The 15,903-nt window shown below is 58.0% G+C and carries 13 protein-coding genes and 4 pseudogenes; 6 read left to right on the top strand and 11 right to left on the bottom strand.

Annotated elements, in window-relative coordinates; genetic code table 11:
• The first annotated feature begins 15 nt into the window (after positions 1-15).
• A pseudogene (locus tag QTO30_RS06075) lies at positions 16-2,782 on the top strand (glutamine-synthetase adenylyltransferase).
• Entirely contained in the window at positions 2,779-3,048 is a 270-nt protein-coding gene (locus QTO30_RS06070) for a hypothetical protein (RefSeq protein ID WP_340423196.1), read from the top strand. The pseudogene QTO30_RS06075 and the gene QTO30_RS06070 overlap by 4 nt, the downstream one beginning before the upstream one ends.
• A 62-nt stretch (positions 3,049-3,110) precedes the next feature.
• On the opposite strand, the gene QTO30_RS06065 is transcribed toward QTO30_RS06070, so the two are convergent.
• From QTO30_RS06065 to edd, 4 genes and pseudogenes are all read right to left on the bottom strand, one after another.
• A complete protein-coding gene (locus tag QTO30_RS06065) occupies positions 3,111-3,770 on the bottom strand; it encodes a methyl-accepting chemotaxis protein (protein WP_340423194.1) in 660 nt (219 codons plus the stop codon).
• Complete coding sequence (locus QTO30_RS06060) at positions 3,680-5,314, bottom strand: methyl-accepting chemotaxis protein (protein ID WP_340423192.1); 1,635 nt, start codon at positions 5,312-5,314, stop codon at positions 3,680-3,682. Before QTO30_RS06060 ends, QTO30_RS06065 begins: the two co-directional genes overlap by 91 nt.
• A 77-nt stretch (positions 5,315-5,391) precedes the next feature.
• Positions 5,392-6,037: pseudogene (gene eda / locus QTO30_RS06055) on the bottom strand (bifunctional 4-hydroxy-2-oxoglutarate aldolase/2-dehydro-3-deoxy-phosphogluconate aldolase).
• A 63-nt stretch (positions 6,038-6,100) separates the two neighbouring features.
• Positions 6,101-7,906, bottom strand: coding sequence for a phosphogluconate dehydratase (edd, locus tag QTO30_RS06050; RefSeq protein ID WP_340425881.1), 1,806 nt, complete (start codon positions 7,904-7,906; stop codon positions 6,101-6,103).
• A gap of 175 nt (positions 7,907-8,081) precedes the next feature.
• Between edd and QTO30_RS06045 the strand changes: the two genes are divergently transcribed.
• Genes QTO30_RS06045 through QTO30_RS06035 form a run of 3 tightly spaced genes read left to right on the top strand, consistent with a single transcriptional unit; the run spans position 8,082 to position 10,434 of the window.
• Entirely contained in the window at positions 8,082-8,636 is a 555-nt protein-coding gene (locus QTO30_RS06045; protein WP_340423191.1) for a DUF6778 family protein, read from the top strand.
• A 53-nt stretch (positions 8,637-8,689) separates the two neighbouring features.
• Complete coding sequence (locus QTO30_RS06040) at positions 8,690-9,895, top strand: RSP_2647 family RNA methyltransferase (protein WP_340423190.1); 1,206 nt, start codon at positions 8,690-8,692, stop codon at positions 9,893-9,895.
• Complete coding sequence (locus tag QTO30_RS06035) at positions 9,892-10,434, top strand: RSP_2648 family PIN domain-containing protein (RefSeq protein ID WP_340423188.1); 543 nt, start codon at positions 9,892-9,894, stop codon at positions 10,432-10,434. The genes QTO30_RS06040 and QTO30_RS06035 overlap by 4 nt, the downstream gene beginning before the upstream one ends.
• A 3-nt stretch (positions 10,435-10,437) precedes the next feature.
• On the opposite strand, the gene QTO30_RS06030 is transcribed toward QTO30_RS06035, so the two are convergent.
• The 7 genes and pseudogenes from QTO30_RS06030 to QTO30_RS06000 all read right to left on the bottom strand — a co-directional run bounded on the left by QTO30_RS06030 (position 10,438) and on the right by QTO30_RS06000 (position 15,298).
• On the bottom strand, positions 10,438-11,124 hold the full coding sequence (locus QTO30_RS06030; protein ID WP_340423187.1) for a M48 family metallopeptidase: 687 nt from the start codon (positions 11,122-11,124) through the stop codon (positions 10,438-10,440).
• Between the two features lie 57 nt (positions 11,125-11,181).
• Positions 11,182-12,368: pseudogene (locus QTO30_RS06025) on the bottom strand (vWA domain-containing protein).
• A 4-nt stretch (positions 12,369-12,372) separates the two neighbouring features.
• On the bottom strand, positions 12,373-12,540 hold the full coding sequence (locus tag QTO30_RS06020; RefSeq protein WP_340423186.1) for a hypothetical protein: 168 nt from the start codon (positions 12,538-12,540) through the stop codon (positions 12,373-12,375).
• A gap of 15 nt (positions 12,541-12,555) precedes the next feature.
• Positions 12,556-13,077 carry a hypothetical protein gene (locus QTO30_RS06015; RefSeq protein WP_340423184.1) on the bottom strand — a complete coding sequence of 174 codons (522 nt, stop codon included), beginning with the start codon at positions 13,075-13,077 and terminating at the stop codon, positions 12,556-12,558.
• Positions 13,074-13,901 carry a DUF2927 domain-containing protein gene (locus QTO30_RS06010; RefSeq protein ID WP_340423182.1) on the bottom strand — a complete coding sequence of 276 codons (828 nt, stop codon included), beginning with the start codon at positions 13,899-13,901 and terminating at the stop codon, positions 13,074-13,076. Before QTO30_RS06010 ends, QTO30_RS06015 begins: the two co-directional genes overlap by 4 nt.
• Positions 13,898-14,355 (bottom strand): annotated as a pseudogene (locus QTO30_RS06005) (GNAT family N-acetyltransferase). The gene QTO30_RS06010 and the pseudogene QTO30_RS06005 overlap by 4 nt, the downstream one beginning before the upstream one ends.
• Before the next feature lie 103 nt (positions 14,356-14,458).
• A complete protein-coding gene (locus QTO30_RS06000; RefSeq protein WP_340423179.1) occupies positions 14,459-15,298 on the bottom strand; it encodes an AAA family ATPase in 840 nt (279 codons plus the stop codon).
• A gap of 181 nt (positions 15,299-15,479) precedes the next feature.
• Between QTO30_RS06000 and dksA the strand changes: the two genes are divergently transcribed.
• Positions 15,480-15,902, top strand: coding sequence for an RNA polymerase-binding protein DksA (gene dksA, locus QTO30_RS05995; RefSeq protein WP_340425880.1), 423 nt, complete (start codon positions 15,480-15,482; stop codon positions 15,900-15,902).
• The last annotated feature ends 1 nt before the right edge of the window (position 15,903 follow it).

Raw genomic sequence — 15,903 nt, 5'->3', positions numbered from 1 at the left:
CCGCAGTGTGCCCCTATGTCGTTTGCATCCCGTATCATCCGCACGCCGCACCCTTATGACGCCGAACGGGGGGCTGATGCACGGTCGTTATTTCCATCCATTGATGCCAAAACGGCGACATTGATTGAAGGTGCAGCAGGGTGCAGCCCCTATCTGTCTGATCTGCTGCAACGCGAGACCGCGTGGATTATCCCTGCACTTGAGGACCCAGAGTCGGCGATCGCGGCGTTGCTTGCTGATACGCGTGTCGTCGGGTTGAGTGATCTGCCCGCAGAGCTGCGCCAAGCCAAGCGTCGGGTGGCGCTGCTGGCAGGATTGGCCGATCTGGGTGGTGTCTGGGCGCTGGAAACGGTCACGCAGGTTCTGACAGACTTCGCCGATGCGGCAGTACAGGCCACGGTCACCCAACTGGTTGCCGCCGAGGTGGCGCGCGGCAAACTGCCCGCCGGTGACGACCCGGCGGATGCGGGCGGTATGGTCGTGCTTGCCATGGGCAAGATGGGGGCGGGCGAGTTGAATTATTCGTCCGACATCGACCTGATCTGCCTCTTTGATGAAACCCGTTTTGACCCCGATGACTATCATGAGGTGCGCAGCGCCTTCATCCGGGTGACCCGCAAGATGACGGCGATACTGTCGGACGTGCGGGGTGGGGGCTATGTGTTCCGTACCGATTTGCGCCTGCGCCCGGATGCGTCGGTGACACCGGTTTGCCTGTCGATGGAAACGGCAGAGCGGTACTATGAAAGCGTCGGGCGCACCTGGGAACGCGCGGCCTTTATCAAAGCACGTGTTTGCGGGGGTGACAGAACCGCTTAGCGCACGGTTCCTTGAAACACTGCGCCCCTTCGTCTGGCGCAAGCATCTGGATTTTGCTGCCATTCAGGACGCCCACGACATGCGCTTGAAAATCCGAGATCATAAGGGGCTGCATGGGCCGCTTGTGCTGGAGGGGCACAATATGAAGCTGGGCCGCGGCGGCATCCGTGAAATTGAATTCTTCACCCAGACCCGGCAGTTAATCGCAGGTGGACGTGACCCTTCTCTGCGGGCGAGCAGTACACGCGGGGGACTGGAGGCCCTCGCAGCGGCGGGGTGGTTTCCCGACCAGGCCGCCACGCGTCTTTATGATCACTACCGGTTTCATCGCGAGGTCGAACATCGCCTGCAAATGATCAATGACGCGCAAACGCAAACGTTACCCACAGATGACGCCGGGTTCGTGCGATTGGCCGCTTTCATGGGGGTGAGCGTGGCCGCGTTGCGCGACACCCTGCGCGACCGATTGGAGGATGTGCACGAGTTGACCGAAGGGTTTTTTGCGCCCGGTGCACCTGATGACAACGTTCAGGTGCCGGATTGGGGGCATGATGTCGTGTCGCGCTGGCACAGCTACCCTGCATTGCGCACGGCCCGCGCGACCGAGATATTTGCGCGGATCACGCCCGAAATTATGACACGCCTGCAAAGGGCCGCCAAACCGAATGAGGCTCTGGCCCAATTTGATGGCTTTTTGGCAGGGTTGCCCGCTGGCGTGCAGTTGTTCTCGCTTTTTGAGGCGAACCCGCAGTTGACCCAACTGATTGTCGACATCTGCGCGACAGCGCCCGCGCTGGCACAGCATCTATCGCGCAACTCTGGTGTGCTGGATGCCGTGATTGGCGGGGCGTTTTTTTCTGAATGGCCGGGTACGGTGGCGCTGGCCGCAGAGCTCAAAGGGCTGTTGGTTGCGGCTGACGACTATGAAACGCAGCTTCTGACCGCACGCCGCTGGGCGAAGGAATGGCATTTCCGCATTGGTGTGCATTTTTTGCGGGATCTGATTGATGCCGCGCAATGCGGCGCACAATACGCCGATCTGGCCGAAGCAGTGGTTGCGGCAGTCTGGCCCGCGGTCACGCAAGAGTTTGCGCGCAAACACGGGCCAGCGCCGGGTCGGGGTGGGGCAGTCATCGCCATGGGATCGCTCGGGGCAGGGCGCTTGACCGCCACCTCTGATCTGGATCTCATCATGATTTACGATGCGCAGGGTCAAGAGACCTCGGATGGGCGCAGGCCGCTTGCCACACGCACCTATTTTGCGCGCCTCACGCAGGCCCTGATCACCGCGCTCAGTGCGCAGATGGCCGAGGGGCGGCTTTATGAAGTCGATATGCGCTTGCGTCCATCGGGGCGGCAAGGGCCGGTGGCGACATCACTGACCGCATTTGAGGACTATCAGAAGAATGAAGCCTGGACTTGGGAACATCTTGCCCTGACCCGCGCGCGTGCAATTGCGGGCGACCCTGACCTATGCGCCGAGATCGAGCGCTTTCGCAGGTCACTGTTGGTGTCAAAGGCGGACTGCCCTAATATCTTGGCCGATGTCCGGGATATGCGGTCGCGTATTGCCACGCAGAAAGCGCAAGCTGCGGGGTGGGATGCAAAAGTCGGCCCGGGCCGCATGCAGGATATCGAGCTTTTTGCCCAAACCGTTGCGTTGAAAACGGGCAATGGTGCAATCGATACACATGGACAGTTGCAGGCCGGTGTCGTGGATGGGTGGCTTGGTGCCGCAGACGAGGCTGCGTTGCGTGGTGCTTTTGATCTTTTTTGGCAATTGCAAGCTGCCTTGCGCTTTCTGGCCGGGGCGGATGTGGCATATGATCGTCTGTCAGAGGGGGCGCGGCGTTTGATTTTGCGGGAAACCGGATCTCAGGATATGGCGGCGGTGTTGGCGCGCCTGCAAGAGGCGCAGGGTCAAACGGCGTCAATTATCACGCGTTATTTGGAGGGATCATGACCGAAGGCGAGCTGTATGACCCGAAAGGATTGATTAAAGATGCCTTCGCCATCGAAGGGATTGCGCCGCCTGAGTGCCGCAGCATCTTTCTTGATTGGGCGTTGGGGGTCCCACCCGGTCGTGATGTACGCCAAGATGTCCGACATTTGATTGCGCATTACGCGCCGCTGGCACCAGCCAATCACCCCATGCTGGACACTTTGCGCGCTGCCTTGCCGGACGCCACGCCGCCGCGCCGTCGGGGTGGGCGCAGTGGGCGGCAATAGCAAAGGACGCTCTTCATCTCATTCAGTCAGTCCGGCCGCGCCAGTTTGCACGACATCTGCAGTCAGAAATCTTCCCAATTAGGTTGCGCAGATCCGGAAGATGCAGCTGCTTTCTGCAAAGGCGGCGGTGCAGATGGCCGGTCGATGTGGGTTTTGGCGATCGCTGCGCTCAATGCGTCGGGCGCTTCTGTAACGGGTGCTGGTTTGGCCGCGTCGCGCGATACTTTGAAATGGTGGATCAGCGTGCTTAGCCTGTCCGTTGCCGAAGCAAGCACTTCTCCTCGGCTGATCGATTCCTGAACCATCGCGGCATTTTGCTGTGTTGCCTGATCCAGCTGGTTGACGCCCATATTAATCTCGGACAGGCCGATAGCTTGTTCTTCCGCGCTTGTGGCGATTTGCGATGTCATAGATGAGATATCGTTCACCTGCGTGATAATCTCCGAAAGTGCTTCGCCCGCATTGCCAACCAGTTGTGTGCCTTGCGAGACATGGCGCGAACTGTTCTCGATCAAGCCCGATATCTCTTTGGCGGCATCTGCCGAACGTTGCGCCAAAGCGCGCACTTCGGATGCCACCACGGCAAAACCTTTGCCGGACTCGCCAGCGCGGGCAGCCTCAACACCTGCATTCAATGCCAGTAAATTGGTTTGAAACGCGATGTCGTCGATGACGCCGATGACCTGGGTGATCTGCTTGGATGATTCTTCGATCTCGCCCATCGCACTGACGGCACTTGCAACAATTTCGCCGTTCTTTTTGCCTCCGCACGTGCCCTCGCGACAGAGCTGTCGACCGACTTTGCATGGTCTGCAGCGGATTTGACACTGGCTGTCAGTTGATCAAGGGCTGCCGCCGTCTCTTCCAGTGTTGCGGCCTGGTTTTCGGTGCGGTGCGACAGATCATTGGTCGCACTGTTACTTTCGATTGTGGTTGAGCCAATGCCCTGGGCCGTTTCTGACACCCGTGAGATTGCAGATTGCAGCGCACTGACCGCTTCATTGAAGTTATGCCTTAAATCCTCGTATTCATCGGCAAATGGGCCTTCAATCTGGGCTGTCAGATCGCCTGCGGCCAATTGCGCCAATTCGGATTTCATGGTGCCGACGACATTGTCTTGTTGTTCGCGCAGCTTTTCACGCTCGGCCGAGGCCTCTTTGCGTTCAATTTGTGCGTCACGGAAGACCAAAAGGGCACGTGCCATGCGGCTCAGATCGTGTTTATGCTCGGTACCGGTCACTTCGATGTCGTCTTCGTAAGCTGCTAACCGCTCTGTTGTATCGACGAGGCGTGATACCGTTCCGGTAATCCAACGGCCAATGAATAGCGAAGCTAAGATGGCCACAATCACCGCGGCTACGCCAACCGTCGGAATGATCGTCTGTAGCTGGGCCACGATGGTAGCACCACGTGGCCCCAACTGATCCTGTCGCATGCGCAGTTCATCCGCTATACGATCAAAGCTTGCGTCGACTTCGGGGCCGATCTGGCCGATAACAGTGTTTTGCAGTTGTAGTGACGCCTCTTTCGCTTGTGAGAATTGCATCATCTTATCTGCAAACCCGTCTCGTGCATTGGTCAGTTCCGCGAGCTGTGCGCCGACAGGTCCCGACGGCGCGATAGCCCGCAATTGCCTGATGGCGCGTTCCAATGTGGCGTCTTCTGCAACGAAGGTGTCTAGATCGGCGGATATTGATGACAACTTATATTGCTTGCTTTGCAGTGTAGTTCTCATTGTGGCCTGCAAAACCCGGCCTGCGGCGGTGACAACCGGCGGATTGCCATTCTGAACAGCAGTAGAGAAGACGCTACTGGCGCTATCAATCATCATCGCCGATTGCAGATCAAGGTCTGCCTGCAGCGTGCGCTCATCGACCAGTTGACCGGCCAGTGAGAGAAAACGATCCCTATACAGGGCCGTCAGTTCGATCAGTCTGTTGAGTTCGACGCCATGGTCAGACGCAGGATCAAATTCCTTGGTCAAACCCGGGTTGTTGATCACCTCATCAAGGTTTCCGATGACTGCGTCACGCACATCGGAAACCGGTTTCTCGACGTAAGACAAAGTGGCAATCTTCGCTTCAAACAGGTCCTCCATTGCTTCTCGTACATATACCCCTTGCAAAGCTGTGGCGCGATAGTCGGAGTATCCGTTCCCCAGCGCCCCGACGGATCGATGCGAAAAAAGCGCTAAACCAACAAGCATCAGAGTGAGAATGGTAAACCCACTCCCGATCCGTCTTGAGATTGACCATGATTCCAGCATTCCAAACTCCATCCGTTGTCTTGCAAACGGTTAGAGGCAAAATCCTAATAGCAGGTGAAATATTCTAAGATCGCGCCTTAAACTGAGCCAAGTTTTGCGGCTTGGGCTGCCAATGCGGTGATCCCATTCCAGTCGCCAGCTGCCACTTTGTCTTTGGGTGCAACCCACGATCCGCCCACGCAGAGCGTGTTGCTAAGGCTAAGATAGTCCGGCGCATTTTTTAGATTGACGCCGCCGGTTGGGCAGAATTTGACCTGCGGGATTGGCGCCCCGATCGCCTTCAGAGCGGGGACTCCACCATTTGCTTCGGCGGGAAAGAACTTTTGCACGGTGTAGCCCCGTTCGAGCAGACGCATCGCCTCGGATGCGGTTGCGGTGCCAGGCAGCAGTGGCAGATCGTTGGCTTCGCAGGCATCCAGTAGAATGTCGGTCGCACCGGGTGAGACGCCAAAGGTTGCGCCAGCCTCTTTTGGCATTTTCCACATCCTGCGGTGTCAGCAAGGTGCCCGCGCCAACCACACCACCGGGCACGGTTGCCATTTCACGGATCGCATCGAGGGCCGCGGGCGTGCGCAATGTCACTTCCAAGGCGGGCAGGCCACCTGCGACGAGGGCTTCGGCCAAAGCCGCAGCAATGCTTGCGTCATCGACGACCAGCACAGGAACAACAGGGGCCAGAGCAAATACTTTGGCAGCGGCGATGGAGGCGTCTTGGGGGGTCATCTTATGATCCTTAAATACAGTGCGCGAGGACGGACGTTTGATAGGAGGAAGAGCAATACAGCGTCAGACAACGACACCTGCGCCATTTGCAGCAAGGCCGACATTCTGGCGGAACACTTCAAACAGCTCGCGTCCAACGCCGGTGCCGTTGCCTGTAAGGTCTGCGGTCGCAGGTACCCGCTTTGACAGATCAACGTCTTTGACGTCGATTGTGCCGGTTGTTGCGTCCAGTCGGATAACATCGCCATCACGCACCAATGCGATGGGCCCGTGGTCAGCGGCTTCGGGGCAGACGTGAATGGCCGATGGAACCTTGCCTGAGGCGCCGGACATGCGCCCGTCAGTGACAAGTGCGACTTTGAGGCCGCGGTCCTGCAGGACAGCCAGTGTTGGGGTCAACCCATGCAACTCTGGCATGCCGTTTGATTTTGGGCCCTGAAAGCGCACGACGATGATCGTGTCCTCAGTGAATTCGCCCGCCTTGAAGGCCTCTTTTACGGCATCCTGTGTGTGAAAGACGCGGGCAGGTGCCTCAACAATATGTCGTTCTGGCGCAACGGCGGAGGTCTTGATCACACCACGTCCGAGGTTGCCGGACAGTTGCACCAGCCCGCCTTGGGGTTGGAACGGATCTGTAGCAGGGCGCAGGATCTTTTCGTTCAGCGATGTGCCAGCGCCGGGGGCATAGCTGATACGCCCATCAACGAGCTTGGGTTCTTGAGAGTAGCGTTCCAGCCCCTGACCTGCGACAGTCATTGTATCATCGTGCAGCAGACCGGCATTCAGCAACTCACCAATCATGTACCCCAGACCGCCAGCGGCGTGGAAATGGTTCACATCAGCCAGACCATTTGGATAGACCTTGGCCATCAGTGGGGTCACTTCGGACAGATCACTGAAGTCTTCCAGATCAAGGATGACCCCCGCGGCTTTCGCCATTGCTGGCAGGTGAATGACGAGGTTTGTGGACCCACCGGTGGCCATCAGGCCGACGATACCGTTCACAAAAGCCCTTTCGTCAAGGATATCGCAAACGGGTGTATAATCATTGCCGAGTGCCGTGATTTCGAGTGCGCGTTCGGTGCCCGCAGTCGTCAGCGCGTCGCGTAATGGTGTGCCGGGGTTCACGAAAGAGGCACCAGGCAGATGCAACCCCATGAACTCCATCAACATCTGGTTGGAATTCGCCGTGCCATAGAATGTGCAGGTGCCGGGCCCATGGTAAGAGGCCATTTCGGCCTTCATCAGCTCTTCACGGCCTACCTTGCCTTTGGCGAATTCCTGACGGACGCGGGCCTTTTCGTCATTGGGCATTCCAGAGACCATGGGACCGGCAGGCATGAAGAGACCGGGGATGTAGCCAAAGGTTGCAGCCGCCATCACAAGGCCGGGCACGATCTTGTCACAGACACCCAGATAGACAGCGGAATCGAAGACGTTGTGCGACAGGCCGACTCCCGCGGCCAAAGCAATGACGTCGCGTGAGAAGAGCGACAGTTCCATACCTGTCTGGCCCTGAGTCACACCATCGCACATCGCAGGGACCCCGCCTGCAACCTGCGCCGTACCGCCAGCGGCGCGGGCCGCCGCGCGGATCAGATCAGGATAGGTCTCGAACGGTTGATGGGCGGACAGCATGTCGTTGTAGGCAGTGATGATCCCGATGTTGGGGGTGCGTCCGTCGGTCAGCTTATCTTTGTCGTCAGCCATTGCCGCATAAGCATGCGCCTGATTTCCACAGGTCAGGTGCGACCGGCGTGGGCCTTCGGCAGCGGCCCGGGCCATTGTGTCCATATAGGTTTGACGTGGCCCTTCGGAACGGGCGCGAATACGGTCGGTGACTTCGGCAATTTTGGGGTGCAGCGGCATGGCGTCCTCGGCTGTTTCGCTTTCGCCGTCTCGTAACATATCGTGTTAGCGCTAACAAGAGGGTGAAAGAGAGTGACATTGCCGCAGGGATGGCGATCTTTGAACACAATTGAAGGTTTTACACTGTCAAAATCGCTGTGCTAGGACAGCAGCGTCATCAAAGAGTTTAGTATACATGTATCGTAGAACATTCATCGCATCGCTTTCCATGTTCGGTCTGACGGGTTGTGGCGCCGGGATTGGCATGCAAAGTGCTCCACGCCCACAAATGGAACGTTCTTACGCCTTGCGCGGGTTCAATTTTTCCGCGCAGGCAGGTTTGGTCGCGTCAGAAAGCGCGTCCTATTATCCAAATGCAGATATTGTCTGGCGTGGTGACCCTATCGGGCCGCGCATTCCGCAAATCGAAGCCATGTTTCAGGATGCTGCATCACGTAATCGTCTTGTGCTGGAGGATGGCTTTCCGATTGCGGTCGATGTGACCCTTGTGCGGTTTCATGGGGTGACGAACCGCACCCGCTACACCGTGGGCGGGGTCTATAATGTCATTTTTGATATGACCGTGCGGAGCGCTGAAACAGGAGAGGTGATTGAACCCACGCGCCGTGTTGTCGGCAACCTTGATGCACCCGGTGGTGAACGGGCTGTACGTCTTGAGCAGTCAGGTCAAACCGAGAAGGTGCGCGTGACCGACTTTCTGACAAGCCTGCTGCGCGCGCAACTGATATAGGTTTTCACCACACACATCTTTCCAGCCGCAGCAAGAGCGGGTAGGAGGCGGGCATGACAAATCACACAGCCCCCACCATGCCCGTTGTCCGCCTGATCCCAAAGGCCGAAGCCCGCGCCATTCGTCATGGGTTTCCATGGGTTTATGCAAATGAGTTGGTCACCGACCGGCGCACCCGCAACCTGACACCCGGCACGATTGCGCGGCTGGAGGATGCCAACCGTGTGCCCATGGGCGTGGTGACGGTCAACCCGGCCTCCAAGATCATCTGCCGGATGCTGGATCAGGACCCAGAGGTCGTGATTGATCAGGCATGGTTCGCCGCGCGGCTGACCCGTGCGCTGGCGCATCGGGTGCGGCTATATCCAGAACCGTTCTACCGTTTGGTGCATGCCGAGGCCGATGGCTTGCCCGGCGTCATTATTGATCGTTTTGGTGATCTGGCCGTGGTGCAGCCGAATGCGGCCTGGGCGGATGTGCTGATCAGTGATCTGGTTGCTGCTTTGCAGGACGTCACCGGTGTGACGACCGTGATCATGAACGGGACGGGTCGTGCGCGCACCTTGGAAGGGCTGGAGGAAAAGACGGATGTGCTTGTCGGCGCTGCGCCTGCCGGTCCCGTACCTGTGCCGATGAATGGGGCCACCTATATGGCGGATGTTATGGGTGGTCAGAAAACCGGGCTGTTCTTTGATCAGCGCCCCAACCATGCATTTGTCGCTGGCCTGTCAAAGGGTGCGCGGGTGTTGGATGTGTTTAGCCATGTGGGTGGATTTGGTCTGGCAGCATTGGCCGCAGACGCCTCATCTGTGTTGGCGGTTGATGGCTCTGCGCCCGCACTGGAACTGGCCGCGCAAGGGGCTGCTGAGATGAGTGTTTCTGACAGGTTCACGACCCGTAAGGGTGATGCCTTTGATGGGCTGGCAGCATTGGCTGAGGAAGGGGAAACTTTTGACGTTGTGATCTGTGATCCACCGGCTTTTGCGCCCTCCAAGCCTGCCTTGGATGCAGGTCTGCGCGCCTATGAACGCATCGCACGGCTTGCTGCACCATTGGTGGCTGACGGGGGATATCTGACCTTATGTTCCTGTTCGCATGCCGCTGATCTGACGAAGTTCCGCAATGCGTCTGCCCGCGGGATCGGGCGGGGGGGACGGCGCGGTCAGATCATCCATACAGGCTTTGCCGGACCGGACCATCCACTGTTGCCGCATCTGGCAGAGAGTGGGTATCTCAAGGCGCTGACCTTCCGCCTATGAGGGTGATGATCGACGCTTGCGTGCTGTACCCAACTGTAATGCGCGAAGTTATCTTGGGTTGCGCCAAAGCGGGCCTGTTTGAAGCGCGCTGGTCTGCCCGCATTCTGGAAGAATGGGCGCGGGCGGCGGCCAAGCTAGGACCGGATCAAGAGGTTTGGGCACGCGGTGAGATTGCGGCGCTGGCGGCCGCTTTTCCGCACGCCGTGGTAACATATGACGCAGCGCAAGAGCGGCAGTTTTGGTTGCCGGATCCGGCGGATGTCCATGTGCTGGCGGCGGCTGTGGTTGGCTCATGCGACGGCATTCTGACGATGAATGCCAAGGATTTTCCAAAGAACATCCTTGGCGATGAAGCTTTGTTGCGGTGGGACCCGGATGGGTTTGCGCTGTTGTTGCTGAATGGCGCGCCCGAGCAGGTGAGAACTGTCGCTCAGGGCATTCTGCAAGAGGCGAACCGACTGTCAGAGGTGCGTTGGACGATGCGCGCGTTGATGAAGAAGGCGCGGATGCCGCGATTTGGGAAGGCGCTGGAGGCCTAGCGCTCAGCCAGCGTTCCACTTCGCTTCGTTGGCTTCAATCGCGGCGATGCGTTGTGGGGTCTTTGGATGGCTCAACACCCACGCAGGTGTGGCCGCCCCGCGTGCACCGGTCAGCGTTTCGAGCTTTCTGAAAAGTGACTTCTGTGGTTCAGTCCCAATCCCGGCTTTCACCAACAGGGCAGAGGCATAGGCGTCTGCCTCAAACTCATCACTGCGCGACAGCCGTGCGGCAAGTAGGCTCATCAATCCGCTGGCAATCCAGGGGCCAACACCCGGAATGAAACGGCCCAGGATCATGGCAAGGGCTGTGCGCATCGCATTCTGGCTTGAAAAATCAATCATGCGGCGGCGGGAATGGCCCAAAGCGACATGCCCCATTTCATGCGCGATCACGGTCGCCATCTCTTCGGAGGTAACTTCACCCGCCCGGTATTTATTGAAAAAGCCGCGGGTGATGAAGATACGCCCATCCGGAGCGGCAAGCCCGTTGACAGGCTCGATCTCATAGATGTTCACTTTGATCCGCTCGATATCGAGCGCTTTGGCCATCCGATCCATCAGGACTTTCAGGATCGGGTCCGCAAGCTCGGTGGATTTAGCGTCAAGCTCTTGCTTGGTGCGCCAGACCGAAAAGCGGTACATGGCCAGCCCGTAGAGGACAGCAAGCAGGATGGGTAAAAGTTTGATCATGATTTGGATATGGGGGTGGATTGCCGGAAGACAACGGGTGAATTGCCGCAGCAGGGCCTAACGTCCCAGCGTTTTCATTCCTGTCTCAATGCTTACCAATGTCATCGGCACCATGCGGTCGGCCCCGAAAATCTCTTGTATCATCTGGATGGACTGGGTGTATGGCCAATAACGTTCGTCCAGCGGGTTGATCCACAGGTGGTTGGGCCATTGCTCGCGGGCGCGTTCCAGCCAAACGTGCCCGGATTCTTCGTTCCAGTGCTCATTTGCGCCGCCTTTGAAGGCGATTTCGTAAGGTGACATGCTGGCATCACCCACAAAGATGCATTTGTAGTCGGGGCCATAGGTGCGCAGGACGTCCCAGGTGGGCGTTTGTGCGTTCCAGCGGCGGCGGTTGTCTTTCCACACACCTTCGTAAAGACAGTTGTGAAAATAGAAATGTTCGAAGTGTTTGAATTCTGACTTCGCGGCGCTGAACAGTTCCTCAACCACCTTGATATGCGGGTCCATCGAACCGCCGATATCAAGAAAAGCAGTACTTTCACGGCGTTGCGCCGCTCTGGTCGCGTCTGTACATCCAGATAGCCGTGTTCGGCGGTGGCCCGGATTGTGCCGTTCAGGTCCAGCTCTTCATGGGCGCCGTCGCGCGCCCAACGGCGCAGACGTTTGAGTGCAACCTTGATGTTGCGCGTGCCTAGTTCAACTGTGTCATCTAAGTTCTTGAATTCACGCTTGTCCCAGACCTTGACCGCCCTTTGGTGACGGCTCTCTTTTTGGCCGATCCGCACGCCTTCTGGGTTATAGCCGTAGGCACCGAAAGGCGACGTACCCGCAGTGCCGACCCATTTTGAACCGCCTTGGTGGCGGCCTTTCTGTTCTTCCAGTCGTTTCTTGAGCGTTTCCATCAGCTTGTCGAAGCCACCTAATGCTTCAATCTCGGCCTTCTCTGCATCACTCAGGTGCTTTTCGGCCAGTTTTTCCAGCCAGTCGGCGGGGATGTCGACGGCGTTCAGCACGGCGTCATCCGGGATACTGTCGAGCCCTTCAAAGGTCGCGGCAAAGGCGCGGTCGAATTTATCGAGGTGGCGTTCGTCTTTGACCATGATGGTGCGGGCGAGAAAATAGAACGCCTCGACGTCATAGGTGGCCAGACCGGCCTTCATCCCTTCGAGAAACGACAAGAACTCGCGCAACGAAACAGGCACCCCGTTGCTGCGCAGATTGTCGAAGAAGGGCAGGAACATCGTGTCAGGTCAGGCTGCGTTGCAAGAAAATCAGGATGAACATGCCGATGACGCCAAAGATGATCGCAAAGACAGCCCCCCATTGCAGCATATCCTTGCCCTTGCCGCCGCGTGCCTTGGCCCGTAGCGCGCCGAAAACGGCGCCGATAAACATACCAATGAGAGGGATCATAGAAGCGGGCCTTTGTTAGCTGGGCGGTATTTGTGGCACGAGGGATGCAATCTCATTGAGCCTGTCAATCACCTCATCCCTGTCGCCAAAGCCATAAAGCGCCCATCCCAGACTGTCCAGACGCAGGGCCATGCCGTCCTCTGTATTGCCCTGCAGATCAAGGGCTTCGGCCTTAAACATCATCAAAAGCGACATGAGCGCCGCGTTTTGATGGCGCTCGGCCACGGCTATGGCGGGTGTTGTGATGGCAATTGTTGCCTCGGCATCGCGTGAGATCAGGGTAAAAGCAGCCAGTTGCAATGCGATATGGGCAGAGTGAATATCTGTGATGTCACTTTGCCCATAGGCCCGACGCGCCGCGTTGAAGGCACCCAGCGCCAGTGCTGCGTCATTGCCGATCTGCAAGCGTCCGTAAGCATAGTTGGCAAATCCCTCGCGCGGGCCAGTCCAGCCCAGGGCCTGCCCAATGGCAATGGCGCGTGCGGCTGCTTGGCGGCGGCGGGGCTCCGATATCCGATCGCCAAGTGCATCGGTCATCGCTGTGATCCAGGCGCGCGAGGTGGCCGATGGGATGTTCCCCCCTGTCTTTGCCCGCGCGGGTTCAGGCGCGAAAAGATACCAGGCAGGCGGTCGGCCACCTGCTGTTCAGACATCCCGCTGCGCAGTTCGGGCGCATAGTAGGCGCGCAATACAAGCATATCAAACCCGGTCAGCACTGCATGGATGTTGTCATCGTTAAAGACAGAGTCAGGCAGGCGGTAGAGATCATTCAGCGGCCCCAAGGCTTGTGCCAGCTCTTCGTGCAGGCAATCGCGGACCTCTTGTGGCGTGACATCAGAAGGGATGAAAACACCCGCCTTTTCACGGGTTTGCAAAGTGGCCCAGTTCAGCGTCGGCGTGTCGCGTGCGCCGCGTAATTCAGCCCAACTTTGCACGCGTGGGACGACAAAACAGGCGGCATTGGGGGCGATGCGTTGCAGCGTGCGGTTGGGTACGGTTTCGATGACGATATTGGCCTCAGTATCGTTTGTCAGGCGAATATCGATGCGGGCCTCGCCACGCAGCCGTTCCAGCAAGTCGGTCAGGTCTTCGCGGTTTTCCGGGCGTAGGTTGCCTGCGACACGCACGGTGATCGGACCTTCAAACCGGGTAAAGACAGGCAAAGGGCGCCCGCTTTCCATGCGAAAGGCCAGATCAATGAAATCCAACGCCATTTCAGAGTTTGGGCGCGTCGCTGGCCCCGGGCTAGTCCCGGCAAAGCGCTGCACTTCGGGGAAGGTCAGGCGTATCGGGTCCGGGTCTGCAGGCATTTCTGCACAGGCGGCCACAAAAGCAAGCGCTAGGGCGGCAAGGCGTTTCATGCTGGTCTCTGATATTTGATGAAGTTTGTCACTTGGCCGACGCGATCATAAAGCCGTAACCGACCTGGTTATCCTCTTGCGTGAGCCAATAGACCGATGGCGCACCTGCTGCGTCAGCGGCATTATAGACAGCCTCGATCAGCTTGCGCCCGATCCCGGTGCCACGTACGGCTGGGTCCGCATAGAGGTCTTGCAGGTAACAAACGTTCTCTACCCGCCAGCAGTGGCGGTGAAACACATAGTGGACAAGGCCCACGACCTCACCATCTTGTTCTGCGACCAGCCCGTGAAAGTCCTGCGGATCATCGCCCAGCAATCGTGCAAAGGTACTGGCGTACACAGCCTCGGGTACGCTGGCATGGTAGAATGTCAGATAGCCGGTCCACAACCTGCGCCACGCCGCTTCATCGCGGGCCTGCAGGGGGCGGATGGTAAGGTTTGACGGTACTGTCATCGGGGCGGCTCGTTCATTGTCTTTGGTGGACAATAGAGGGGTTTGTGCGCAGGACCAGTCACTTGACCGTGGGGTCTTGGACGAGGCGTTGATTTAAACACGCCTAACGCTGTCCGCGCGCCATGAAGGCCAACCGCTCGAAAAGATGCACATCCTGCTCGTTCTTGAGCAAAGCCCCGTGCAGCTTGGGTAGCGCATTCGCCCCATCGCGTTTGAGATCGGCTGCGGTCAAATCCTCGGCCAGCAACAGTTTCAACCAATCGAGCACTTCGGAGGTCGAGGGTTTCTTCTTCAAACCGGCTGTTTCACGCAATTCATAGAATTGGGTGAGGGCGGCGGTCAGCAACTGATCCTTGATATCCGGATGATGCACCTCAACGATCTGGCGCATGGTGTCGATATCGGGAAAACGGATGTAGTGAAAAAAGCAACGGCGCAGGAAGGCGTCGGGCAGTTCTTTTTCATTGTTGGATGTGATGATGACGATAGGGCGGTGCACGGCCCTGACGGTCTCGCCGGTCTCGTAGACGTGGAACTCCATCCGGTCGAGTTCTTGCAGCAGGTCGTTAGGGAATTCGATGTCGGCTTTGTCGATCTCATCAATCAAAAGCACGACCTTGCCATCCGCACCAAAGGCCTGCCAAAGCTTGCCCTGTTTGATGTAATTGGCCACGTCGTGCACGCGGGCGTCGCCCAGTTGGCTGTCGCGCAGGCGACTTACGGCATCATATTCGTACAGACCCTGTTGCGCCTTGGTCGTGGACTTGATGTGCCATTCGATCATCGGCAGGCCCAGCGACGCACTGACTTGTCTTGCAAGCTCTGTCTTGCCAGTGCCGGGTTCACCTTTGACCAACAAAGGGCGCTCCAGCGTCACGGCGGCATTCACTGCCATTGTCAGGTCTTCGGTCGCGACGTAACTGTCTGTGCCGGTGAATTGCATGATCTCGCACCCTTCTGATTTCGCAGGCAACCTAGCAGGTCATTCGGGATCATCAACACCTTGCGAAAGAGGCAAAAAGAGGGGGTGACAGTATGCATTGAAGGGAGTAAACCCGCCTCAAAATCGGGTGGAGGCAACCGCGGTGAGAGCGAAGCGGTGACCTAAGTGAAAGGGATTTATGATGAAGGCTGAAGTGTTTCTTGCAGACGACTATCGCCCCGCAGATGACGAACCATTCATGAACGACAAGCAGACCGAGTACTTTCGCAGGAAATTGCTGAACTGGAAGTCCGAGCTGCTTGAAGATAGCCGCGATACCGTTGCGGGCATGAAAGATCAGACCCGTAATATCCCCGACGTGGCCGACCGTGCCTCCGAAGAAACCGACCGTTCACTTGAGCTGCGCACCCGTGACCGTCAGCGCAAGCTGGTCACCAAAATCGACGCCGCACTGCGCCGGATTGATGAAGGCGAATACGGCTATTGCGAAAAAACGGGCGAGCCGATTTCGCTCAAGCGTCTGGATGCCCGCCCCATTGCGACCATGAGCCTTGAGGCGCAAGAGCGTCATGAGCGTCGCGAGAAAGTCCACCGGGACGACTGAT

It is taken from the genome of Yoonia sp. GPGPB17 (assembly GCF_037892195.1).
Classification (GTDB): Bacteria; Pseudomonadota; Alphaproteobacteria; order Rhodobacterales; family Rhodobacteraceae; genus Yoonia.
This window is presented reverse-complemented; position numbering and strand designations above follow the sequence as displayed.

Excerpts from the sequence above, each read along its gene's own strand:
- QTO30_RS06070 (WP_340423196.1), top strand. The coding sequence starts at position 2,779 with ATGACCGAAGGCGAGCTGTATGACCCGAAAGGATTGATTAAAGATGCC.
- QTO30_RS06065 (WP_340423194.1), bottom strand. The coding sequence starts at position 3,770 with ATGGGCGAGATCGAAGAATCATCCAAGCAGATCACCCAGGTCATCGGC.
- QTO30_RS06060 (WP_340423192.1), bottom strand. The coding sequence starts at position 5,314 with ATGCTGGAATCATGGTCAATCTCAAGACGGATCGGGAGTGGGTTTACC.
- edd (WP_340425881.1), bottom strand. The coding sequence starts at position 7,906 with ATGCCGCTGCACCCCAAAATTGCCGAAGTCACCGACCGTATTCGCGCC.
- QTO30_RS06045 (WP_340423191.1), top strand. The coding sequence starts at position 8,082 with ATGTATCGTAGAACATTCATCGCATCGCTTTCCATGTTCGGTCTGACG.
- QTO30_RS06040 (WP_340423190.1), top strand. The coding sequence starts at position 8,690 with ATGACAAATCACACAGCCCCCACCATGCCCGTTGTCCGCCTGATCCCA.
- QTO30_RS06035 (WP_340423188.1), top strand. The coding sequence starts at position 9,892 with ATGAGGGTGATGATCGACGCTTGCGTGCTGTACCCAACTGTAATGCGC.
- QTO30_RS06030 (WP_340423187.1), bottom strand. The coding sequence starts at position 11,124 with ATGATCAAACTTTTACCCATCCTGCTTGCTGTCCTCTACGGGCTGGCC.
- QTO30_RS06020 (WP_340423186.1), bottom strand. The coding sequence starts at position 12,540 with ATGATCCCTCTCATTGGTATGTTTATCGGCGCCGTTTTCGGCGCGCTA.
- QTO30_RS06015 (WP_340423184.1), bottom strand. The coding sequence starts at position 13,077 with ATGACCGATGCACTTGGCGATCGGATATCGGAGCCCCGCCGCCGCCAA.
- QTO30_RS06010 (WP_340423182.1), bottom strand. The coding sequence starts at position 13,901 with ATGAAACGCCTTGCCGCCCTAGCGCTTGCTTTTGTGGCCGCCTGTGCA.
- QTO30_RS06000 (WP_340423179.1), bottom strand. The coding sequence starts at position 15,298 with ATGCAATTCACCGGCACAGACAGTTACGTCGCGACCGAAGACCTGACA.
- dksA (WP_340425880.1), top strand. The coding sequence starts at position 15,480 with ATGAAGGCTGAAGTGTTTCTTGCAGACGACTATCGCCCCGCAGATGAC.